Origin of the sequence: Mucilaginibacter lappiensis, assembly GCF_050433765.1 — a bacterium.
GTDB classification, from domain to species: Bacteria; Bacteroidota; Bacteroidia; order Sphingobacteriales; family Sphingobacteriaceae; genus Mucilaginibacter; species Mucilaginibacter lappiensis_A.
The window spans coordinates 117,234-139,389 of the sequence record NZ_JBNPWP010000010.1 but is presented as its reverse complement, the minus strand read 5'-3'; the positions used below and the strand labels follow the sequence as shown (position 1 = coordinate 139,389).

The following is a 22,156-nucleotide window of genomic DNA, read 5'->3' as shown; positions in this document are numbered from 1 at the left end:
TTAGAGGAATCAAAACTAACAAAGAATGTCAAGAGATCTAAGATATACAAGAAACATAGGTATTGCCGCTCACATTGATGCCGGTAAAACTACCACTACCGAGCGTATCCTTTATTACTCGGGCGTGAGCCACAAAATTGGTGAAGTGCACGAAGGTGCTGCAACAATGGACTGGATGGCGCAGGAGCAGGAACGTGGTATCACCATTACATCTGCTGCTACAACAGTAAACTGGAAATATAGAGGACATAACTACCATATCAACATTATTGATACTCCGGGACACGTGGATTTTACCGTTGAGGTAAACCGCTCCCTGCGTGTATTAGATGGTTTGGTGTTCCTATTTTCGGCAGTTGATGGTGTTGAGCCACAATCAGAAACCAACTGGAGACTTGCAAATAATTATAACGTTGCCCGTATAGGTTTCGTTAATAAAATGGACCGTTCAGGTGCCGACTTTTTAAATGTTGTAAAACAGGTAAAAAGCATGTTAGGCAGCAACGCTGTACCACTTCAATTACCTATTGGTGCTGAAGAGCATTTTAAAGGTGTTGTTGATTTAATTAACTGGAAAGGTATTGTTTGGAATGAGCATGATAAAGGTATGACCTTTACCGAAGTGCCTATCCCTGAGGATATGATCGAGGAAGCTACCGAGTGGAGAGAGAAATTATTGGAATCAGTAGCTGATTATGACGAAAGCCTGATGGAGAAATTTTTTGATGCTCCTGAAACAATCACTGAGCGCGAAGTACTTGATGCTTTACGTAAAGCTGTTTTAGATGCTAAAATTGTTCCTATGGTTTGCGGTTCATCTTTCAAAAACAAAGGTGTACAAACCATGCTTGATTACGTGATGGAATTATTGCCTTCGCCAATGGATGTTGAGGGTATTGTAGGCCACCACCCTGATACAGGCGAAGCAATTTTGCGTAAGCCATCAGAAAAAGAACCATTTGCAGCATTAGCGTTTAAAATTGCAACCGATCCTTTCGTAGGTCGTTTGTGCTTTATCCGTGTATACTCAGGTAATTTGGAAGCTGGTTCGTATGTACACAACATGCGTTCAGATAATAAAGAGCGTATTTCACGTATATTCCAGATGCATGCTAACAAGCAAAACCCTATACCTAACGTAGGTGCAGGTGATATTGCAGCGGTAGTAGGCTTTAAAGATATTAAAACGGGTGATACCCTTTGTGATGAGAAACACCCGATCATTCTTGAGTCAATGAATTTCCCTGAGCCGGTTATCGGTTTAGCTATTGAGCCTAAAACACAGGCCGACGTAGATAAATTAGGTATAGCTTTAGGTAAATTATCTGAAGAAGATCCAACTTTCCACGTAAAATCAGATGAAGAAACCGGCCAAACTGTAATTTCAGGTATGGGCGAGCTTCACCTTGATATCATCATGGACCGTTTGAAACGTGAGTTTAAAGTAGAAGTTAACCAGGGCGCGCCTCAGGTTGCTTACAAAGAAGCGATCACAGGCACCATTCAGCACCGCGAAACTTACAAGAAACAAACCGGTGGTCGTGGTAAATTTGCCGATATCCAGGTTATACTTTCACCAAACGATGAAGGTAAGGAAGGCTTACAGTTTGTGAATGAAATTAGCGGTGGTTCAATCCCTCGTGAGTTTATTCCATCTGTTGAGAAAGGCTTTAAAGCTTCAATGGATAATGGTGTATTAGCAGGCTTCCCTTTAACCAGCTTAAAAGTAAGGTTAATTGATGGTTCATTCCACGCGGTCGATTCAGATGCGCTTTCTTTCGAGTTAGCTGCAAAAATGGCTTACCGTGAAGCATTGCCAAAATGTAAACCGGTATTGCTTGAGCCGATCATGAAAATCGAGATCCTTACCCCTGAAGAAAACATGGGTGATGTAATCGGTGATATGAACCGTCGTCGTGGCCAGCTTTTAGGTATGGATTCACGTGCAGGTGCACAGGTTATTAAAGCAACTGTACCACTTTCAGAAATGTTTGGTTATGTAACCCAGTTACGTACCATCACTTCAGGTCGTGCTACTTCAACCATGGAGTTTGATCACTATGCTGAAGCACCACGTAACGTACAGGAAGAAGTAGTAGCCAAAGTAAAAGGCAAAAAAGCTGCTGCTAACGCGTAAAAATTGATGTGAAGATATGCAGATGTGCAAATTACAAATGAGCGATCACAAGTAATAATCTGCACATTTGCATATATGCACATCTGCACATAAATAAATAATCAATTACCCTAATAAATAGCTCTTAGGGTGATTTAAAAACAAATTAACATGAGCCAAAGAATCAGGATCAAATTAAAATCTTACGATTACAACCTGGTAGATAAATCTGCCGAGAAAATCGTAAAAACAGTAAAGCCAACAGGCGCTGTAGTTAGCGGACCACTTCCGTTACCAACCGAAAAGAAAATTTTCACTGTATTACGTTCACCACACGTAAACAAAAAGGCACGTGAGCAATTTCAATTATGCTCATACAAGCGCTTATTAGACATTTACAGCTCGAATTCAAAAACTGTAGATGCCCTGATGAAACTTGAATTGCCAAGTGGAGTTGAAGTGGAAATCAAAGTTTGATAGACGCCCGGCCCACTGAAAGGTGTGGGACAACATAAAAAAAAGACCATCCGATAACGGATGGTCTTTTTTTGTTTGAATCGGGTTCCTCTCTCCACGCCTCATTGAGTGGAGGTAAAGACTTACGAAGTTTTTAAAACTTCGTAAGTTTAACAAACTAATTTTCTCCCCCGTCAGCAGATAAGCTTCGGATGAAAGCAGGCAGAACATGGTGGCCTCGTGCGGCTGCAGGGGCATAGCAAATATTTGCCGAAGCGAGGGAAAAGAGCGAACGAAGTGGAGCAACTTTTTGCAGCCCGTGGTTCTGACTGCTTTGCAGGGTAAGGCTACGAGCGTAAAGAAGCCTCTCTGCTGACTTGATTTTTGGTTACTTTGTATCAAGACAAAGTAACAGCCACAGCGGCAATTGAGCGCTCTGCGATGGGCATTACTCGCTCTGTATAGCATAGAGATTGCTTCGTACCTCGCAATGACGCGTCGGATAAGTTTAGTATAGCGAAAGCATCTGTATGTAGAATCTACTTGTCTTAAAAACCTAAGTTTTACTTTGTTGGTGCGTCAAATAATTCAGCCAGTTTACTGTTCAAACCTTCGCTTCTCAGGTCCTTGGCAACGATTTTTCCGGCAGGGTCTATCAGGAAATTGAAAGGGACGCTACGAACCCCATATTGCAGCGCCACTACGTTATCCCAGCCCTTCAAATCCGAAACCTGTGTCCATGTAAGCTTGTCGTCTGCTATAGCCTTCATCCAGGCGTCCTTTTTGCCGGGATTATCAAGTGATACACCTAATACCGTAAAACCTTTGTCTTTATACTTGTTGTAAGCAGCAACTAAATTGGGGTTTTCCTCACGACACGGGCTGCACCAGCTTGCCCAAAAATCAACCAATACATATTTACCTTTAAAATCAGATAACTTTACGGCTTTGCCCTCGGGAGTAGTTTGTGTAAAGTCAATTGCAGGGTTGCCAATCTGGGTTCTTGAAGATGAGGCTAACAAAACGGGGATACTTTTCCCAATCTCCGTATTTTTTAATTGGGTCGACAGATTTTGATACGCCTGGGCAGCTGCTTCCGTTGTTTTGGCCCCTGCTGCTGCCTGTTTTATAGTTAAGAGGCTCAGGTATGAATTAGGATGAGTTTTTGCAAATTCTGCTCCTACCATATTTAAATCCTCCATGTATTGCTTTTCTTTGCCTATCATCGTTTGAACGGTGTGGCCATCGCCTTTTTGCGAGTCTGTTAGTGCAGCAAATTCTTTGTCTAAAGCATCCAGCCTATCTTCAACGGGCTTACGCAAAGCCTTCCATTCCGTATATTCTTTATTTATGAGCGACCCGCTAACAACAATGTGTTTAAGGGAATCTGTACTGCTAAGGTTTAGTTTACCGGCCTCTACATAAAAGCGAAATATGTCCAGATTTTCGCCCCGAACAGCTTTATTCACTAAAGGATTTTTGTTAAGATACAGGGACGCCTGTGAGGGGAGGGCTAAAGCGCCTGTAAAATGAAACTTACCATTCTGTACATTGGCAGAGTCACTCTTTGTTTGATCATCCAACTGGTAAAACAGATAGACTTTATCTCCATTCTTTAAACCTTTTACATTACCGTTAATGCTAAAAGTTTGCTGTGCCATCAACGCCATTGGCAGAAAGCCACAGATAAGAAAAAAAAGTTTTTTCATGCTAATTTTTAGTAAATATACTTTTTTCCGTTTTTAGTATAAACTATAAAAAGTAACATTGCCCCGTGAGTCAATGTTACTTTTTAATATCAGCAGTAATAAACCAGTTTTACACAAACATATTGGTTAACAGATTCTTCACTCCGCTCAGAATAACAAAAAACAGGTATTCTAAACTCCCCCTTTAGGGGGCTGGGGGCCTTACATCTGCTGAGGTACTGCGCTCATATCCATATACGCAAATTCCCACAGGTGGCCGTCAAGATCCTGGAAACCGTGCCCGTACATCCAGCCGTAATCTTGTTTATCATTTGGTACAGTGGCACCTGCTGCCACAGCCTTACGCACTATCTCATCAACTTCTTCCCGGCTATCCGCCGAAATACAATTGATGGTTTCGGCTACTTTGGTAGCATCAGCGATCTCTTTTTTAATGAATGATTTAAAGAAAGGTTCGGTCAGCAGCATAAAAAATATGTTATCGCTAATAACCAATGATGCACCCTGCTCGTTGGTGAACTGGGGATTGAAACTATAACCAAGACTGGTAAAAAATTCGATGGATTTGTTAAGGTCTTTAACAGGTAGGTTTACAAAAATTTGAGTTGCCATGATGTTTTAATATTAGATGTTTATTATTTAAATGTCTGACACAAACATACCAGCATTAACAAAAAGCGATGAGGTGTAAAAACGACAAATTAAGGGTAAATCAAGACAGCTTGCCGCATAACATCTATAACCCTATTTCCTTTTTTATTTTCCCCGGCAGCTTCTCTGCAATCAGGCGGTATGATTGTTTGATATAAAACTCCCATTCGTGATGGGTTAAACAGCCGATATCAGCAATATGCACCCATTTATAACGCCCTATATAAGCCTGGGGCGAAAAACATTCCTTTTGCAAGGTTTCTTCAAAATCCTCATCCGGAACCTTTACTGATGCCGTTGCCGGTACGCTATCGGGGCCGGTAAACAAAAATGTTTTGCCACCCACATTAAAACACAAATGATCGCCAAGCTTAAGATCCTCAGTTACGCCGGGTAGCTGCATGCAAATGGTTTGTAAGATTTCAATAGTCATATTCCAATTAATCTTATCCTTTGTCTATATGTCTTTTATCTTATAGTCTTTTATTCCCTTATCCTTTCTCTCCCTACAAAGGCATGTTTCCGTGTTTTTTCCTGGGGTTGTTCACAACCTTATTCTCCAGCATTTTGAAAGCCTGTATCAGTTTTATACGCGTTTCGGCAGGTTCTATCACTTCATCAATAAAACCACGCTCCGCGGCACGGTAAGGATTGGCAAAAGTGTCTGAATACAGCTGTTCCATTTCCCTCCACTTGGCTTCTTTATCCTCGGCTGTGCTTATCTCACGCTTAAAAATAATTTCGGCCGCACCTTTAGCGCCCATTACGGCTATTTCTGCCGATGGCCAGGCAAAATTCATATCAGCGCCTATGTGTTTGGAGTTCATCACGTCATAAGCGCCCCCATAAGCCTTGCGGGTGATCACGGTAATGCGGGGCACCGTTGCTTCGCAAAAAGCATACAGTAGTTTGGCTCCATTGGTTATAATGGCGTTCCATTCCTGGTCGGTACCGGGCAAAAATCCGGGCACATCCTCAAATACCAGCAGCGGTATATTAAAGCTATCGCAAAAGCGCACAAAGCGCGCTGCCTTAATTGATGAATGAATATCAAGCACGCCCGCCAAAAATGAGGGTTGGTTGGCAACAATACCAATGCTCCGGCCGGCAAGCCTTGCAAAGCCTACCACAATATTTTCAGCAAAATCCTTATGTACCTCCAGGAATGATCCGGTATCAATTACATGGTCAATGATCTCGCGGATGTCATAAGGTGTTGAGGCTATTTCGGGCAGCAGCGTATTAAGCTCTGGTCTAAATTCATTTTGTATCTCGTAGGGTAAAGCCGGCGCCCTGTCTTCACAGTTCTGGGGCATATAGCTCAGCAGCGCTTTTATGTTTTGGATGGCTGTAATTTCATTGGCACAGGCAAAATGTGTAACGCCCGATTTAGTGGCATGTGTGGTTGCACCGCCCAGTTCTTCGGAAGTTACTACCTCGTGGGTAACCGTTTTTACCACATTGGGCCCGGTAACAAACATGTAGGAAGTATTCTCCACCATCAAAATAAAATCGGTTATGGCAGGCGAATACACCGCGCCACCAGCACAGGGGCCCATAATGGCTGATATTTGCGGCACCACACCCGATGCCATGGTATTGCGATAAAAAATATCGGCGTAGCCACCTAAGGATACCACACCTTCCTGAATGCGCGCCCCGCCCGAATCATTGAGGCCTACTACCGGTGCGCCGTTTTTGATGGCCAGATCCATGATCTTGCAGATCTTTTCGGCATGGGTTTCTGACAGCGATCCGCCAAAAACGGTAAAATCCTGCGAAAAAACGTAAACCAAACGCCCGTTTATAGTACCGTAACCGGTTATTACACCATCGCCGGGGTACTTTTCCTTCTCCATCCCAAAATCGGTTGAGCGGTGGGCAACCAGCATCCCTATCTCCTGGAACGACCCATCATCCATCAAAAAATGTAAGCGCTCCCGCGCGGTAAGTTTCCCTTTTTTATGCTGACTTTCAATACGTAACGTGCCGCCACCTTCAAACGCCTTCTGGCGTTTTTCTCTTAATAATCCGAGCTTTTTATTCACAATTCAGGTTGTTTGTAATAGGTTAAAAATAGTAATTAAATTGTAAGATTACTTTAAAACTGCATTGTGATACATTTTTGGAACGCTTTTTTATATATTTGTAATAATGAAGATCAGGAATTTCAAAATACTGATAGTGGCAATGTTCATGGGTGTCTTTGTATTAAAGATGGCCATATCACTTGCGCCTGTATTTTTATATCTTGACAATAAAACCGTAAGCGCGGTTATTCTGCAGCTTGAGCAGGAAAGCAAAACCGAAAAAGACACACCTGATAAGGATACTTTTAAGGAAAAAAAAGGTTTTGATGCTTATGATCTGCACAGTATAGCCTTTATTACATTTGTTGTAGAAACCAATGTACTCCATAACCGGGAACATTGTTTATACAAACAGGCATATCACCCGGTAGTGCCCACGCCCCCGCCCAACGTTTAAATGATTAACCGGATACTTCCCTATCCGGATCGTAACGCTTTACAATTCATTTAAATTTTCATTCAAATTATCGATCTTATGCAAATTAAGCAAGGTGGCTTTGCCGTGGGCAATCTCAACCTAAAAAAATATTTTTTACCCAAAAACTTAAAAAGAGACCTTCCATCAAGTATTGTTGTATTCCTGGTAGCATTGCCATTATGTTTAGGCATTGCACTGGCATCAGGCGCGCCGTTGTTTGCCGGTGTGTTAACAGGTATTATTGGAGGTATTGTGGTTGGTGCATTAAGCGGTTCGCAGCTTAGTGTAGCCGGGCCGGCAGCCGGTTTAACCGTTATTGTGTTAAACGCCATAACAAGCCTTGGGACATACGAAACATTTTTGCTTGCGCTTGTACTGGCCGGTATTTTCCAAATGTTGCTGGGTATATTAAAAGCAGGTACTATAGCCAACTATTTCCCCTCATCGGTTATTGAAGGTATGCTTGCCGCTATCGGTATCATCCTCATCATGAAGCAATTTCCTCATGCCGTTGGTTATGATGCCAATTTTGAAGGCGACGAACGCTTTAGCCAATCAGATGAGCACAATACTTTTTCAGGTATAATGCAGGCATTTTCCAAGATCAATTACGGCGCTGTTATTATAGCCGCAGTTTCTTTATTGCTGATGATCTACTGGCCGAAGTTTAAAAAACTGGCCGTAGTGCCCGCGCCGTTATTGGTTGTTTTGGCAGGCATAGGTTTAAGCGCGGTATTTGCCGGTACCAGTTTTGAATTGCTTGATAAACAATTTGTGCGCATACCCATCGTAAACAGCAGCAGCGAGTTTTTTGCCCTGTTTAAATCGGCCGATTTTAGTGCTATTGGTAATAAACAGGTTTGGATAACCGCGTTCACCATAGCAATAGTAGCCAGTTTAGAAACCTTGCTTAGTTTGGAAGCTGTTGATAAGATTGACCCGATAAAGCGTATATCACCCACCAACCGCGAACTGGTAGCCCAGGGAATTGGCAACATTACCAGCGGTTTATTAGGCGGCTTGCCCATGACAGCTGTAATTGTACGTTCATCGGCCAATGTTAACGCCGGCGGACGTACCAAAATGAGCACCGTAATACATGGCATGCTATTACTCATATCATTGCTGTTTATCCCGGTACTGATTAACCTTATCCCACTATCATGCCTGGCAGCTATACTGCTCATGACAGGGTATAAACTAACCCGTATAAGCCTGTTTAAACACATGTGGCATATGGGTCTCAGCCAGTTTATTCCGTTTGTGGTAACTATTGTGGCTGTGGTATTAACCGATCTGCTGATAGGTGTGGGTATAGGTATGCTTGTAGGTGTATTTTACATACTACGTACCAATTTGCGGAACCCTTATTTTTACCAGATAGTTAAAAACGGCGATAAAAATGTGATCAGGATAAGGCTTGCCGAAGAGGTTTCATTTTTAAATAAAGCCGCTATACAAATCACGCTTACCAGTTTGCCCAAAGGCTCGGACGTGATCATTGATGGCTCCAATTCGCGGTATATTGACCCGGATGTACTGGAGATCATCCACAATTACAAGCACAACGCCTACACCAAAGGCATCATTGTGCAATTACATGAAATAAAGGAACAGTACGATGTACCTCCTTTAAAAGAATTAATGTATAACCCTAACTAAAAGAAAACATGGCTCTTATAGAAGAAAAAAAGAATGGCAAACCCGCCATTGACACCAGTAATTTAAAACTGGCCCAAACCGATAGCTACAACGCGTTGTTACGTGGTAATAGCCAATGGGTTGAACTCAAATTAAAAGAAGACTCAGAATATTTTAAAACCCTGGCAAAAGGCCAATGCCCACAAATATTATGGATAGGCTGCTCAGACAGTCGTGTACCCGCAAACGAAGTAACCGGCACAAAACCCGGTGAAGTGTTTGTACACCGCAATATTGCCAACGTAGTTGTACACTCTGACATGAACATGCTGAGCGTGCTTGACTATGCCGTTAATGTGCTTAAAGTAAAGCATGTTATTGTGGCAGGACACTACGGCTGTGGCGGCGTTGCAGCGGCCCTGAGCAATAAACAATTCGGACTGATAGATAACTGGTTGAGGCATATTAAAGATGTTTACCGCCTGCACAGTCACGAACTTGACCGTATTACCGACGAAACACAGAAACAGAACCGCCTGGTTGAGCTTAATGTGAGCGAGCAGGTATATAACCTGTGCAAAACTTCCATAGTTCAGAATGCCTGGATGGAGCGTCATGACCTGGAAGTTCATGGCTGGGTGATTGACTTAGGCACCGGCCTGATCAAGGATTTGAAAGTAAGCAGCAGCAGTCCGCATAATTTAGGTTATGTATATGCGCTGGACAGTATTGCAGCAGTAGCCTCGCATTAATGTAAAATTCCCACAACCTCTCCATACCTGGGTATAGAGAGGTTTATGTTTGGTTTGCCCCGGTTCGTGAAAATGGCCGGGGTTTTTTGTTGTAATAAAACCAGTCATGCTGAACTTGTTTCAGCATCTCACAGGACGGTTAAACCGGCATACTGTATACCTTGCGTGTGAGATCCCGAAATAAATTCGGGATGACTTTATTTTGTCATTCAATCAAATTATAAACTTCATACATAATACTATAATTTTTATTCTATTTTTATCCTGCTGCAAATAAGCAAGGATATTTTATGCTGAGACAATCAAAAGAAGCACGTACCCTAAAAGAAAACTTATTGCTGGCATCATCAACCGCATTTGTATCGGGCGTAACCAACGTGGCGGGCATGATTGCCTTTTTGGCTTTCACATCCAACATTACCGGCCATGTGGCTACCCTGGCTAAACATATAGTGGAGCAAAACTTTGGCGAGATAGTAGTATTTGTTATTTGGCTGCTGATGTTTTTTGCCGGCGCTTTTATATCAAACTTTATTATTAAATCGCTGGAGCATAAAAGCCGTTACCGGGCGCACTCTATCCCTATTATTATTGAAATATTGCTGCTGCTGTTTGTTGCCATTTACGGGCATAACTTTTACAAGGAAACCCAAACGGAACGTGAAATAGTTATTGGGGTGATCATTTTTTCGATGGGATTACAGAACAGCCTGGTATCAACCATTTCGGGCGGATTGATCAAATCAACCCATTTAACCGGTTTGTTTACTGATCTTGGCGGTGATGTATCTGAATGGCTGCACCCCAATGTAGCAAAAACAGATACTATCAGGAATAAGATATATGTGCGCCTTACGGTGCTTTCCTTTTACTTTTTAGGCGGAATTATGGGCGGTTATTTTTTTAACCTTTATGATTTTGCCATTTTTTATTTTATACCATTAATTTTGCTTACCATTTTATATTATGATCTTTCGCCTGTTGCATTGCATAAAATATCCCGGATATTTTGGGCGGGCAAAAGCGGATCGGTTTAAAACATCTAACAATATTAAATATACCTATGTGCGCTAAAAAAGACATTCACGATACCAGCCATATAACTTATGAAAGTTTGCTGGAAGGTAACAAGCAATTTATTGAGGATACCCTAAAATTAGACCCTCATTATTTTGAAAAGCTGGCCAACGGCCAAAAACCACCTGTATTATGGATTGGCTGCGCCGATAGCCGGGTGCCTGCCAACCAGATCACCAATACGGCACCGGGCGAAATATTTGTTCACCGCAATATTGCCAACATGGTTATCCACTCTGACATGAACATGCTGTCGGTACTGGATTATGCCGTAAACGTGTTAAAGGTAAAACATGTAATTGTAACGGGACATTATGGTTGTGGTGGCGTTATAGCAGCTATGAGCAACCAACAATATGGCCTGATAGATAACTGGCTGCGCCATATAAAGGATGTATACCGCCTGCACGCCGATGAACTGGATGCCATGGAGGATACTCAAAAACGTACCGACCGCCTGGTTGAGTTAAACGTGGTTGAAAACGTTTACAATCTTTGCAAAACATCTATCGTGCAAAATGCCTGGGCAAACGGACAGGAATTAGGTGTACACGGCTGGGTTTACAGTCTCAGTACCGGCATTATAGGCGATATGAACGTAAGTACCTATAACAACGAAAACATGGATAACGTGTTTAGGTTTAAGTAGAAGCCCAGCCCCCTCTAAATCTCCCCCTGAAAGGGGAGACTTTAAATAAAAAGCGATGAATAAATAATATTCATCGCTTTTTTTTATCGAAAGATTTTTACCCTCCCCCTTTAGGGGGCCGGGGGGCCTTAAATTTCCTTTGCCAAAAAAGGGTACCTGTAATCCTTCGGCGGATCAAAGGTTTCTTTAATGGTGCGGGGCGATACCCAGCGTAACAGGTTGATCATAGAACCAGCCTTATCATTAGTTCCCGATCCCCGGGCGCCGCCAAATGGCTGCTGACCTACTACTGCACCTGTTGGCTTATCATTAATATAAAAGTTTCCGGCCGCGTTGCGTAAGCGATAGGTAGCCTCAGCAATAGCATACCTGTCCTGCGATATAATAGAGCCTGTAAGCGCGTAGATAGACGTTTTATCTACAATGTTAAGCACCTCATCAAATTGAGCGTCCTCATACACGTAAATGGTTAATACGGGGCCAAAAAGCTCCTCGCACATGGTTACGTAGTACGGATCATCAACTTTTAATACGGTAGGCTCTACAAACCAGCCTTTTGTTTTATCATAGTTGCCACCGGCAACAACTTCAACGCCTTCGTCGGCTTTGGCAGCATCAATATATTTAGCCAGTTTATCAAACGACACTTCGCTGATCACGGCATTGATAAAATTCTCAAAATCTTCAACCGGACCAATTTTAAACGACGTGATATCACGCTGCATGTTGGCCTTTACCGCAGGCCATAACGATGCCGGTACATAAGCCCTTGAAGCAGCCGAACATTTTTGTCCCTGGTATTCAAAAGCGCCGCGAACAAGAGCAGTACTTACCACATCGGCATTAGCGCTTGGATGGGCCAGTACAAAATCCTTACCGCCTGTTTCGCCAACAATGCGAGGATAGGTTTTAAATTTATGGATGTTGGTACCAATAGTTTGCCAAATGTTCTGGAACACTTTGGTTGATCCTGTAAAATGGATACCTGCAAAATCAGGGTGATTAAATATTACCTCTCCGGCAACCGGGCCATCAACATATATCAGGTTAATAACGCCAGCAGGTACGCCTGCTTCTTTAAATACCTGCATCAGCACATTGGCGGCAAATATTTGCGTATAGGCAGGTTTCCAAACAACTACATTGCCCATCATAGCGGCAGATGTTGGCAGGTTACCTGCAATAGCGGTAAAGTTAAATGGCGTTAAGGCGAATATAAATCCTTCCAGCGGGCGTTGTTCCACACGGTTCCAAACACCTTTGCCCGATATTGGGGGCTGTTGCTGGTAAATTTCGGTCATATATTGCACGTTGAAGCGCAAAAAGTCAATCAGCTCACAAGCCGAATCGATCTCGGCCTGGTACGCGTTTTTTGATTGACCAAGCATAGTAGCCGCGTTCACTTTGGCACGGTACGGGCCTGCAAGCAAATCGGCTGCTTTTAAAAATATGGCGGCACGCTGCTCCCAGGGTAAATTTTCCCAGTTGGCTTTGGCTGCTAAAGCTGCATCAATGGCAGCGGTAACATGACTGGCATCACCTTCAGAAAAAGTGGCCAGTAAATGTTTATGATCATGTGGCGGACGGATCTCCAGCTTATTGCCGGTACGTACTTCTTTGTCGCCGATGTACATAGGTATATCCAGTTGTTGAGCGCGGGCTTCGTCTAAAGCAGCCTTAAGCGCTACACGTTCCAAACTGCGCGGACCGTAGTTTAAAACCGGCTCGTTTTGCGGTGGCGGAACATTAAAAAATCCTTTAAGCATAGATGGTGATTTATGTTGCCGCAAAGATAGGAATTTTGCAGGGATGGGGAATTGACTGGGTGTCAAAATATGGATAGTTTGAATTGCATTTTGCAGAGCGCTCAATTGCCGCTAAGGCTGTTACTTTGTCTTGATACAAAGTAACCAAAAATCAAGTCAGCAGAAATGCTTCTTTGCGCGCAAAGCCTTCACCCTGCAAATCAGCCAGAACCACGGGCTGCTTAATTTTGCCCTACTTCGTACGCTCATAGCCATCGCTTCGGCAAAATTGCTAATGCCCCTACAGCCGCACAAAGCCACCATGTTCTGGCTGCTTTCACCCGAAGCTTATCTGCTGAGGGAAAGAATATTCTACTAATCATTTCCGGAGGGAAAGTTTTCATTATTCTTTCAATTCTTAAACGGCGCAGCCCTCTTGAACACCGGTAAAAATTAACTCGTGAAAAATTCAGAAAATTCTGGTTCAGACAAGTGCAGCTCGCTTCGGCCGAAATCAGGCAGAACAATGGTGGCCTTGTGCGTGGTAAGGGGGCATAGCAAATATTTGCTGAAGCGTAGGTTTGTGTGAACGAAGTGGGGCAACTTTTTGCAGCCCGTGGTTCTGGCTGATTTGCAGGGTGAAGGCTTTGTGCGGCAAAGAAGCCTAAAAAGAAAAAAGCATTTTTGTTACTTTTGTTGCGACAAAAGTAATAGCCCCTGCGGCAATGAGCAGTATTGAACCATTTCAATATTGAGCATGAGGAGATTGCCACGCTATCGCTCGCAATGACATAGTTTATATGCACAAACTCAAAAATGATCCACATAGAACAAATACGGCCTGAACTTACCTGGCGCCTGAGGCAAAGAATTTTATACCCCGAGCAAAAGCTGTACGAAATGGAAATGGAAGAAGATAACAACGGCTTGCATTTTGCCGCTTTTAAGGATGATGCTATTGTTGCTGTAGTTTCCTTATTTGCCAAAGGCGATGATTACCAATTCCGCAAGTTCGCGGTGGATGACAACTTGCAGGGTAAAGGCATAGGCAAACAAATATTAGATCATATTACTGATTTTGCGCAAACCAATGGCGCGAAAAGACTGTGGTGCAATGCGCGGCTGTCGGCTATTGGGTTTTACATTAAATTAGGGTTTGAACACACGGGGCAGTTCTTTACCCGTCACGGGTTCGATTATGAGATCCTTGAAAAGGACATCACTCCTTTATCAGCTCGGCAATAAGTACGGTGGCGTAATTATTCTGCTGCTTTTGGTTTGATAATTTGGCCAGGTCAAGGGCCTCATCAATATCGCCCTGCGACTCATAAACCACAGCCAGGTTATAGGCTGCCTGGCTGGCCAGTTTAAGATCCTTGCCATCAATCAAGGGGTTCAATATTTTATAGGCGATATCAAACTTACCTTTCAATATTTGCTGTACAGATGACTCTAACGCGTCTGTTCCATTATATAGCGGTCTGTAATTGGTTATGGTGTACGGTAAATAATCCTTCAGCGCATCCAGGGCAGCCTCGCGGGCGGCGCCATTGACAGAAAATCCTCTGTTTCCGTTGTCCTGGGGTTCTTCGGCCACTCCTTTTAACTTTTTAAAGTAAATGCCATTATTTTCATACAGGGTAAAATCAACCTTTGCCTTGGTATTGTAATAGGCTATTTGGGCATTACCATCATATTGCACATTATCAAGCACAATGCCTGCATTAAAATCATCGAACGTTAAAACATAATTGGCCTTATAGGTCTTTGCCAGGAATTTAACAGAATCGGCATTTGGAGTAAAGTGCAACGAATCAATCAGGCTGGTAACTTTTACCCCCGGTAGCAACTTCAATTCTTTTTCGGCTCCGGCAACAGCAGCATAGGCAGCTGCTTTAAGCGCCATGATTTTCCTCTTGCTGATCTTGGTTGAATCGAAGGCAACTTTGTTTACAAGCAGTATGTGGGTAGTATCCGGATTAAAGATTTGTTTCGGGGCATAGTCAACCGGTACAGTTGCGTATTGAATAACGTTACATGAGGTTAAACCGGCAATAAATAATATACAAATAAGCTTAAATAGTTTCACGGCAGTGGAGTAAATTATAGAACATGTAAAATTAAGAAACTACAATGAATTTGAAATGAACAATAATATCATTAATGTAAAACTTACAGTTAATCACAACTAATTAACCAAGGGGGGTAAATTTTACATATTTGAAAAAAAAACGCTAATGTTATAACCTTAGTATTAATTTAATAATAAAAACATGTTTTTGTTTCCATTTTGGCAGATAATATTAGGGGTTTACCATCAGCTTTATTATATTTGCTTATTGCACAATATTAGTTTACTTAACAAACATGGCTAAAAAAAAATCTGATACCTCAACGCATATTCCTGTTGTAAACGAAACTTCCTTATCTTTTTTCGAAAAATATATTAATAACCCCTCGCCTACCGGCTTTGAGTGGAAAGGCCAGGAGTTATGGCTTGAATATTTAAAGCCCTACATTGATGACTATTATGTAGATAATTATGGCACCGCGGTTGGTATTATTAACCAAAAGGCCGATTATAAAGTAGTTATTGAGGCTCATGCCGACGAAATATCATGGTTTGTTAACTATATTACCAGTGATGGTTTAATATACGTGATACGCAACGGCGGATCTGACCACCAGATAGCCCCTTCAAAAAGGGTGAACATACATACCGATAATGGCATTGTAAAAGCAGTTTTCGGCTGGCCGGCCATCCACACCCGCTTAGGCGGCGAAAAGGAAGAGGCACCAACCCTGAAAAACATTTTCCTGGATTGCGGCTGTACCTCAAAAGATGAAGTTGAAAAACTGGGCATCCATGTGGGTTGCGTAATTACCTATGAAGATGAGTTTATGGTGCTGAACGACCGTTATTATGTTGGTCGCGCGCTTGATAACCGTGCAGGCGGCTTTATGATAGCCGAAGTTGCCCGTTTGCTTAAAGAGAATAATGTAAAACTGCCATTTGGCTTATACATAGTTAACGCCGTACAGGAAGAAATAGGCTTGCGCGGCGCCGAGATGATAGCTCACAAAATAAAACCCAATGTGGCCATCGTAACTGATGTTACGCATGATACCCAAACCCCGATGATCAATAAGATAACCCAGGGCGATTTGGCCTGTGGCAAGGGGCCGGTGGTATCATACGCCCCGGCGGTTCAAAATAACCTGAACAAATTACTTATCGAAGCCGCACAAAAGGCGGATATCCCTTTTCAACGCCAGGCATCGTCACGCTCAACAGGCACCGATACTGATGCATTTGCTTATTCGAACGATGGTGTTCCATCGGCGCTCATTTCGTTACCATTAAGGTACATGCATACCACTGTAGAAATGATACACAAAGAAGATGTTGACAATGTGATACGTCTTATTTACCAAACTTTGCTGAGCATCAAAGCCGGACAGGATTTTAGGTATATCAAATAATTCCGCGTTTTCAAGGGAAACAATTTTGGTTATCAATCATTCACTATAAAAAATTTATGTAAAGGCATATAGTTATTATTAAATACCCCCCAATATTATCTATGAAACCAACACTTCTTATTTTGGCCGCAGGTATGGCCAGCCGTTACGGCAGCATGAAACAGGTTGACGGCTTTGGCCCCAACGGTGAAACTATTATCGACTACTCTATCTACGATGCCATAAAGGCTGGTTTTGGTAAAGTAAGCTTTATTATCCGCGAAGAATTTGCAGATAATTTTAAAGCTATTTTTGAGCCTAAACTTAAAGGCCGCATTGAAACTGATTACGTTTTTCAAAGTTTTGACCTTAAACCTTTTGGTATTGATAAAACAATTGAACGTGCTAAACCCTGGGGCACAGCACATGCGGTACTTGCCGCACGCAACCAGGTAAATGAGCCATTTTGTGTTATCAACGCCGATGATTTTTATGGTTATGACTCATTTGAAAAAATGGCTAAGTTTTTAACCACCGAAGTGGCCGATGATACCTACTCTTTAGTGGGTTACCAAATTGACAGGACTTTGTCTGACTATGGCTCCGTATCACGCGGTGTTTGTAAGGTTGATGATAAGGGCAACATGATTGAAATTAATGAGCGTACCGAAGTTTACTTTAAGGAAGACGGTAGTGTAGCCTATAAAGATGCCACCGGCGAGCACCCGCTACCAAACGATACCCGCGTATCCATGAACTTCTGGGGCTTTACACCGGCTATATTTAAACAAAGCCTGCCTATGTTTCAAAAATTTGTTGAGGAAAATGAGAACAATCCAAAATCTGAGTTTTTTATTCCTTTAGCTGCTGATGAACTGATAAAAAGCGGAACAGCTGCTTTTAAAGTTATCCCTACAGGATCAAAATGGTTTGGTGTAACTTATAAAGAAGATAAACCTATTGTACAAAAAAGTATATCAGACCTGGTAGCCAGCGGCACCTACCCTGAAAAGCTTTGGGATTAATTTAGGGATATAAATTGTCATGCTGAACTTGTTTCAGCATCTCTCATACAAGGTTTAAACATGCAAGTCGCTCACTTAGCATGTGAGATCCCGAAATAAATTCGGGATGACTTGTGAATTTAAAACACCTATAAAACAAAAAATCCCGCCTGTTAGGTGGGATTTTTTTATACAAGCCTATTCAGTCAGTCGATAAAGAAAAATGTTTTTTGATTATTTTCCAGATAAACATGAACCTTCTTTTTCACTACCTCGTTGTTTGATATAACTGCAATGGTATAATTGCCATTATCAAGTTCGGTAAAAACATAGCCTTTTGTAACGGCTGCTTCATTGGGCAAAAAATCTTTTAACAGGATGTTATCTTCCTGATCGAAAACCATTACATAAGATTTATGACTATCGGTGTTTAAAACATTTACATAAACGCCACGACCTTTCTGCATAGCTGATACGGTAACCTTTTCTTCAGATCTTACCGGATGGTCTGTAGCATTTGCAGATGTGGTGGCAAAAATGCCTGCACTTAATAAAAGAAACAGTGCTGATAATTTGATTGAATTTTTCATGATATTTTTTAATTTGATGTTGTTAATTGAGTTTGTTTTTAAATTTTCAATATTCAAATCAACAGCATTTTAAAACACAAAAAAAATGAAATAGACCACCCATTTATATATATAGACGAAGGGGGAATTTTAATCGTCAAACCATTAAAAATCACTAATAATCAGTCAATTACACCGTTTATAGTTTAACACAGGTTGTTCATCGGTATATAGGAGTTATTCGTCGAATATTTGGGGGTAATCGGGGCAGCTTGAGTTGTGCTGACAAGGCATAATGAATAACCTCTTGATAGATATGCCATTGCGAGGAAGCCCCCTCTAAATCTCCCCCGGTAGGGGAGACTTTTAGTTTTAGGCCCTCCCTTCCGGGGAGGGTTGGGTGGGGCTAATTGCCACGCTATCGCTCGCAATGACAAATTTTACCTGGATGGTTACAAAAAAAGCCCGGCTGGAAATTTCCAGCCGGGCTTTTAATATTAAAACAACACTTATTATTTTTTGTCGTCTTTTACTTCTTCAAAGTCAACATCAGTTACGGTATCAGAATGATCCTGCGGACCTGCGCCCGGAGCACCATCTGCACCTGGTTGAGCCTGACCTGCATCAGCAGCAGCCTTGTACATCTCTTCAGATGCAGTAGCCCATGCAGCGTTCAGTTCAGTTTGAGCAGTTTCAATTTCGGCTAAGTTTTTAGATGCATAAGCTTCTTTCAACTTTTTCAGACCATCTTCGATAGGGCCTTTTTTGTCGGCCGAAATTTTATCGCCATACTCTTTCAGTTGTTTTTCTGTCGAGAAGATCAGGGCATCGGCAGCGTTCAGTTTTTCAACTTCTTCTTTTGCCTTTTGGTCAGCATCAGCATTTGCTTCGGCTTCGTCCTTCATCTTTTTGATCTCGGCATCAGTTAAACCTGATGAAGCTTCGATACGGATCTTTTGCTCTTTACCGGTTGCTTTATCTTTAGCAGATACGTGCAATATACCGTTGGCATCAATATCAAATGTTACTTCGATCTGAGGCACACCGCGAGGTGCCGGTGGTATACCATCCAGGTGGAAACGGCCTATAGTACGGTTGCCCGCAGCCATTGGGCGCTCACCCTGTAATATATGGATCTCAACAGATGGCTGGCTATCAGACGCGGTTGAGAAAGTTTCAGATTTTTTGGTAGGAATGGTTGTGTTTGCTTCAATCAGTTTGGTCATTACACCACCCATAGTTTCAATACCTAATGAAAGCGGGGTAACATCTAATAACAACACATCCTTAACTTCACCAGTTAATACACCACCTTGAATAGCAGCACCTATGGCAACAACTTCGTCAGGGTTAACACCTTTTGAAGGAGCTTTACCAAAGAATTTTTCAACAGCTTCCTGTATAGCAGGGATACGTGTAGAACCACCTACCAGGATAACTTCGTCAATATCAGAAGTGCTTAAACCTGCATTTTTCAATGCTGATTTACAAGGGTCAATAGTACGTTTGATCAGGCCATCAGCCAATTGCTCAAATTTAGCACGGGTTAAAGTTTTAACCAGGTGCTTAGGCATACCATCGGCAGCAGTGATGTATGGTAAGTTAATTTCTGTTTGTGCTGAGCTTGATAACTCAATTTTAGCTTTTTCGGCAGATTCTTTTAAACGTTGCAGCGCCATTGGATCTTTACGCAGATCAATACCTTCATCGCTTTTAAATTCGTCGGCCAACCAGTCAATAATTACCTGGTCAAAGTCGTCACCACCTAAGTGTGTATCACCATCGGTTGATTTTACTTCAAAAACACCGTCACCTAATTCAAGAATTGATACGTCATGTGTACCACCACCGCAATCAAATACGGCAATTTTCATATCCTTGTGTGCTTTATCAAAGCCATAAGCCAGGGCGGCAGCAGTAGGTTCGTTAATGATACGGCGTACTTTTAAACCAGCAATTTCACCGGCTTCTTTAGTAGCCTGGCGTTGTGCATCATTAAAGTAAGCAGGTACCGTGATAACAGCTTCAGTAACTTCAGTTCCTAAAAAGTCTTCGGCAGTTTTCTTCATTTTCTGAAGTATCATTGCAGAGATCTCTTGCGGAGTGTATTTACGGTCGCCAATTTCAACACGTGGCGTGTTATTGTCACCTTTCACTACTTTGTAAGGTACACGAGCAGCTTCATTTGTAACTTCGTTAAACTGGTTACCCATAAAGCGTTTAATTGACGAAATGGTTTTTGTAGGGTTAGTGATAGCCTGACGTTTTGCAGGATCGCCAACTTTACGTTCGCCGTTATCAATAAAAGCTACTACGGACGGCGTAGTACGTTTGCCCTCGCTGTTTGCTATAACTACAGGCTCATTACCTTCCATTACAGCTACGCAGGAGTTTGTTGTTCCTAAGTCGATTCCAATTATTTTAGACATATGATTGTTTTTTCTTGATTTTAATATTTTACTACATCAGCTATTTATCAACGTTTGTGCCAATATGCTTTTGGCAGAATTATAGTCAGGATGACAAATATCACGTCAGAAATACGATACCAGGTGGTGACAGGTTGGCAGAATTTTTAATCTACCCTGTGCATATCTATTTTTATACTGTCTTTCTGCGCTGTTCAAAGTCTCCGACTTCGAATGAGTATGCCTGCAGTTTGTCACTACAGATAGCTTAGTTTGATGTTTTCATGTAGTCTGAAGACTATACTCATATTTGTCCGAAGTCAGAGACTTCGGACAGCGCAGGTAATATTGTAGGTTACCACTGAGGATATAAGCAACTGAGTTTTTAATTCCCTCCCCTGGGAGGGGTGCTATGGACCGTGCAGTGGCAGGGAGGGGTTTCATCAGGTGACATTCTAAAAACCCCTCCCTACCCTCCCAAGGGAGGGAATCGCACTGGCCTTTGCTTTTTATATTATACTTAATAATAGAACACACCCCTCCACCCTCTCAAGAGGGGAATCGCGCATAGCCCTAAAATCATTTAAATCCTTTAATCCCAAGAATCCCGGTTCAGACAAATTTTCGCCAAAAAAAACGCCCTGCTCAAATGAGCAGGGCGTTTTTTAATATCTAAAAGGGAGATAAAATTATTCTCCTTTTTCAGCGTTTTCTTCTTTCTCCGGAGTTGCAGGAGCTTCAGCAGCTGGAGTTTCAGTGGCTTCGGCAACTGGCGCTTCAGCTTTAACTTCTTCAACAACTTCTGCTTCTTCGGCAGGAGCAGCAACTTCTTTAGCAGCAGCTGGTGCAGCTGTTTTTGCTTTTGCAGAACCACCACGACGACGAGTTGATTTTTTAGCTGCAGCAGCAGTATCAGCACCGTAAACAGTGTTATAGTCAACCAGCTCAATGATTGCCATTTCGGCGTTATCACCTAAACGGTTTTCTAACTTAACAATACGGGTGTAACCACCTGGACGGTTAGCTATTTTCTCAGCAATTTCGCGGAAAAGGATAGTAGTAGCGTCTTTGTCCTGCAGGTAGCTAAACACTGTACGACGAGAGTGAGTAGTATCGTTTTTTGATTTGGTTAATAAAGGCTCAACATAACCGCGTAAAACTTTTGCTTTAGCTAATGTTGTAGTGATGCGCTTGTGTAAAATAAGCGAAGTTGCCATGTTAGCCAGCATCGCTTTGCGGTGGCTGGTAGTACGGCCTAAGTGATTGTTTTTGTTTCCGTGTCTCATTGTTATTAAATTATTTCACGTGCATACCGTCCGGCGATTAACTCAAGCCTTCGGAATTATGCTTTCGCTTAATTGTTTGTATTCTTGTATAAATGAAAAAAGTGAGGTTCGAGAAAATTCTCA

The 22,156-nt window shown here is 42.2% G+C and carries 19 protein-coding genes; 10 read left to right on the top strand and 9 right to left on the bottom strand.

Translation table 11 applies throughout. The features are described from left to right. The first annotated feature begins 25 nt into the window (after nucleotides 1-25). A complete protein-coding gene (gene fusA / locus M2273_RS24645) occupies nucleotides 26-2,137 on the top strand; it encodes an elongation factor G (protein ID WP_429400435.1) in 2,112 nt (703 codons plus the stop codon). Nucleotides 2,138-2,287: 150 nt separating this feature from the next. Then, a complete protein-coding gene (gene rpsJ / locus M2273_RS24640) occupies nucleotides 2,288-2,593 on the top strand; it encodes a 30S ribosomal protein S10 (RefSeq protein WP_022830652.1) in 306 nt (101 codons plus the stop codon). Between the two features lie 542 nt (nucleotides 2,594-3,135). On the opposite strand, the gene M2273_RS24635 is transcribed toward rpsJ, so the two are convergent. The 4 genes from M2273_RS24635 to M2273_RS24620 all read right to left on the bottom strand — a co-directional run bounded on the left by M2273_RS24635 (nucleotide 3,136) and on the right by M2273_RS24620 (nucleotide 6,980). Next, the gene (locus M2273_RS24635) at nucleotides 3,136-4,281 is read right to left on the bottom strand and encodes a redoxin domain-containing protein (protein ID WP_429400434.1); all 1,146 of its coding nucleotides are present in this window, start codon (nucleotides 4,279-4,281) and stop codon (nucleotides 3,136-3,138) included. Nucleotides 4,282-4,482: 201 nt separating this feature from the next. Beyond that, nucleotides 4,483-4,893 carry a VOC family protein gene (locus M2273_RS24630; RefSeq protein WP_429400433.1) on the bottom strand — a complete coding sequence of 137 codons (411 nt, stop codon included), beginning with the start codon at nucleotides 4,891-4,893 and terminating at the stop codon, nucleotides 4,483-4,485. Nucleotides 4,894-5,017: 124 nt separating this feature from the next. Further along, nucleotides 5,018-5,365, bottom strand: coding sequence for an MmcQ/YjbR family DNA-binding protein (locus M2273_RS24625; protein ID WP_429400432.1), 348 nt, complete (start codon nucleotides 5,363-5,365; stop codon nucleotides 5,018-5,020). Between the two features lie 73 nt (nucleotides 5,366-5,438). Then, nucleotides 5,439-6,980: an acyl-CoA carboxylase subunit beta gene (locus tag M2273_RS24620; RefSeq protein ID WP_429400431.1), complete on the bottom strand. Its 1,542-nt coding sequence runs from the start codon at nucleotides 6,978-6,980 to the stop codon at nucleotides 5,439-5,441. A 106-nt stretch (nucleotides 6,981-7,086) separates the two neighbouring features. Here M2273_RS24620 and M2273_RS24615 point away from each other — a divergent pair, with 106 nt between their 5' ends. The 5 genes from M2273_RS24615 to can all read left to right on the top strand — a co-directional run bounded on the left by M2273_RS24615 (nucleotide 7,087) and on the right by can (nucleotide 11,559). Continuing rightward, nucleotides 7,087-7,419, top strand: coding sequence for a hypothetical protein (locus M2273_RS24615; protein WP_429400430.1), 333 nt, complete (start codon nucleotides 7,087-7,089; stop codon nucleotides 7,417-7,419). Nucleotides 7,420-7,497: 78 nt separating this feature from the next. After that, nucleotides 7,498-9,102, top strand: coding sequence for a SulP family inorganic anion transporter (locus M2273_RS24610; RefSeq protein WP_429400429.1), 1,605 nt, complete (start codon nucleotides 7,498-7,500; stop codon nucleotides 9,100-9,102). Between the two features lie 8 nt (nucleotides 9,103-9,110). Further along, entirely contained in the window at nucleotides 9,111-9,833 is a 723-nt protein-coding gene (locus M2273_RS24605; RefSeq protein ID WP_429400428.1) for a carbonic anhydrase, read from the top strand. Between the two features lie 290 nt (nucleotides 9,834-10,123). Further along, the gene (locus M2273_RS24600; protein ID WP_429400427.1) at nucleotides 10,124-10,870 is read left to right on the top strand and encodes a YoaK family protein; all 747 of its coding nucleotides are present in this window, start codon (nucleotides 10,124-10,126) and stop codon (nucleotides 10,868-10,870) included. Nucleotides 10,871-10,896: 26 nt separating this feature from the next. Next, nucleotides 10,897-11,559 (top strand): carbonate dehydratase, encoded by a 663-nt coding sequence (gene can / locus M2273_RS24595; protein ID WP_429400426.1) that lies wholly within the window; start codon nucleotides 10,897-10,899, stop codon nucleotides 11,557-11,559. 128 nt (nucleotides 11,560-11,687) lie between these two features. Here can and pruA read toward each other — a convergent pair whose 3' ends face one another. Further along, on the bottom strand, nucleotides 11,688-13,325 hold the full coding sequence (gene pruA / locus M2273_RS24590) for an L-glutamate gamma-semialdehyde dehydrogenase (RefSeq protein ID WP_429400425.1): 1,638 nt from the start codon (nucleotides 13,323-13,325) through the stop codon (nucleotides 11,688-11,690). A gap of 795 nt (nucleotides 13,326-14,120) precedes the next feature. On the opposite strand from pruA, the gene M2273_RS24585 reads away from it, so the two are divergent. After that, nucleotides 14,121-14,549: a GNAT family N-acetyltransferase gene (locus M2273_RS24585; protein WP_429400424.1), complete on the top strand. Its 429-nt coding sequence runs from the start codon at nucleotides 14,121-14,123 to the stop codon at nucleotides 14,547-14,549. Here the strand turns inward: M2273_RS24585 and M2273_RS24580 are convergent. Beyond that, nucleotides 14,524-15,393, bottom strand: coding sequence for a DUF6340 family protein (locus M2273_RS24580; protein ID WP_429400423.1), 870 nt, complete (start codon nucleotides 15,391-15,393; stop codon nucleotides 14,524-14,526). The two genes, M2273_RS24585 and M2273_RS24580, sit on opposite strands and share 26 nt — an antisense overlap. 278 nt (nucleotides 15,394-15,671) lie before the next feature. On the opposite strand from M2273_RS24580, the gene M2273_RS24575 reads away from it, so the two are divergent. Next, nucleotides 15,672-16,787, top strand: a complete 1,116-nt coding sequence (locus M2273_RS24575; RefSeq protein WP_429400422.1) for a M42 family metallopeptidase — start codon at nucleotides 15,672-15,674, stop codon at nucleotides 16,785-16,787. A 101-nt stretch (nucleotides 16,788-16,888) separates the two neighbouring features. Beyond that, the gene (locus M2273_RS24570; protein WP_429400421.1) at nucleotides 16,889-17,791 is read left to right on the top strand and encodes a nucleotidyltransferase family protein; all 903 of its coding nucleotides are present in this window, start codon (nucleotides 16,889-16,891) and stop codon (nucleotides 17,789-17,791) included. Between the two features lie 185 nt (nucleotides 17,792-17,976). Here the strand turns inward: M2273_RS24570 and M2273_RS24565 are convergent, their stop codons facing one another. The 3 genes from M2273_RS24565 to rplQ all read right to left on the bottom strand — a co-directional run bounded on the left by M2273_RS24565 (nucleotide 17,977) and on the right by rplQ (nucleotide 22,033). After that, nucleotides 17,977-18,360, bottom strand: a complete 384-nt coding sequence (locus M2273_RS24565) for a hypothetical protein (RefSeq protein WP_429400420.1) — start codon at nucleotides 18,358-18,360, stop codon at nucleotides 17,977-17,979. A 491-nt stretch (nucleotides 18,361-18,851) separates the two neighbouring features. Then, nucleotides 18,852-20,768, bottom strand: a complete 1,917-nt coding sequence (dnaK, locus tag M2273_RS24560; protein WP_429400419.1) for a molecular chaperone DnaK — start codon at nucleotides 20,766-20,768, stop codon at nucleotides 18,852-18,854. Nucleotides 20,769-21,436: 668 nt separating this feature from the next. Beyond that, the gene (gene rplQ / locus M2273_RS24555; protein ID WP_429400418.1) at nucleotides 21,437-22,033 is read right to left on the bottom strand and encodes a 50S ribosomal protein L17; all 597 of its coding nucleotides are present in this window, start codon (nucleotides 22,031-22,033) and stop codon (nucleotides 21,437-21,439) included. Between the last annotated feature and the right edge of the window lie 123 nt (nucleotides 22,034-22,156).

What these genes read in the sequence shown, in the direction of transcription:
- fusA (WP_429400435.1), top strand. Translation starts at nt 26, where the DNA reads ATGTCAAGAGATCTAAGATATACAAGAAACATAGGTATTGCCGCTCAC.
- rpsJ (WP_022830652.1), top strand. Translation starts at nt 2,288, where the DNA reads ATGAGCCAAAGAATCAGGATCAAATTAAAATCTTACGATTACAACCTG.
- M2273_RS24635 (WP_429400434.1), bottom strand. Translation starts at nt 4,281, where the DNA reads ATGAAAAAACTTTTTTTTCTTATCTGTGGCTTTCTGCCAATGGCGTTG.
- M2273_RS24630 (WP_429400433.1), bottom strand. Translation starts at nt 4,893, where the DNA reads ATGGCAACTCAAATTTTTGTAAACCTACCTGTTAAAGACCTTAACAAA.
- M2273_RS24625 (WP_429400432.1), bottom strand. Translation starts at nt 5,365, where the DNA reads ATGACTATTGAAATCTTACAAACCATTTGCATGCAGCTACCCGGCGTA.
- M2273_RS24615 (WP_429400430.1), top strand. Translation starts at nt 7,087, where the DNA reads ATGAAGATCAGGAATTTCAAAATACTGATAGTGGCAATGTTCATGGGT.
- M2273_RS24610 (WP_429400429.1), top strand. Translation starts at nt 7,498, where the DNA reads ATGCAAATTAAGCAAGGTGGCTTTGCCGTGGGCAATCTCAACCTAAAA.
- M2273_RS24605 (WP_429400428.1), top strand. Translation starts at nt 9,111, where the DNA reads ATGGCTCTTATAGAAGAAAAAAAGAATGGCAAACCCGCCATTGACACC.
- M2273_RS24600 (WP_429400427.1), top strand. Translation starts at nt 10,124, where the DNA reads ATGCTGAGACAATCAAAAGAAGCACGTACCCTAAAAGAAAACTTATTG.
- can (WP_429400426.1), top strand. Translation starts at nt 10,897, where the DNA reads ATGTGCGCTAAAAAAGACATTCACGATACCAGCCATATAACTTATGAA.
- pruA (WP_429400425.1), bottom strand. Translation starts at nt 13,325, where the DNA reads ATGCTTAAAGGATTTTTTAATGTTCCGCCACCGCAAAACGAGCCGGTT.
- M2273_RS24585 (WP_429400424.1), top strand. Translation starts at nt 14,121, where the DNA reads ATGATCCACATAGAACAAATACGGCCTGAACTTACCTGGCGCCTGAGG.
- M2273_RS24575 (WP_429400422.1), top strand. Translation starts at nt 15,672, where the DNA reads ATGGCTAAAAAAAAATCTGATACCTCAACGCATATTCCTGTTGTAAAC.
- M2273_RS24570 (WP_429400421.1), top strand. Translation starts at nt 16,889, where the DNA reads ATGAAACCAACACTTCTTATTTTGGCCGCAGGTATGGCCAGCCGTTAC.
- M2273_RS24565 (WP_429400420.1), bottom strand. Translation starts at nt 18,360, where the DNA reads ATGAAAAATTCAATCAAATTATCAGCACTGTTTCTTTTATTAAGTGCA.
- dnaK (WP_429400419.1), bottom strand. Translation starts at nt 20,768, where the DNA reads ATGTCTAAAATAATTGGAATCGACTTAGGAACAACAAACTCCTGCGTA.
- rplQ (WP_429400418.1), bottom strand. Translation starts at nt 22,033, where the DNA reads ATGAGACACGGAAACAAAAACAATCACTTAGGCCGTACTACCAGCCAC.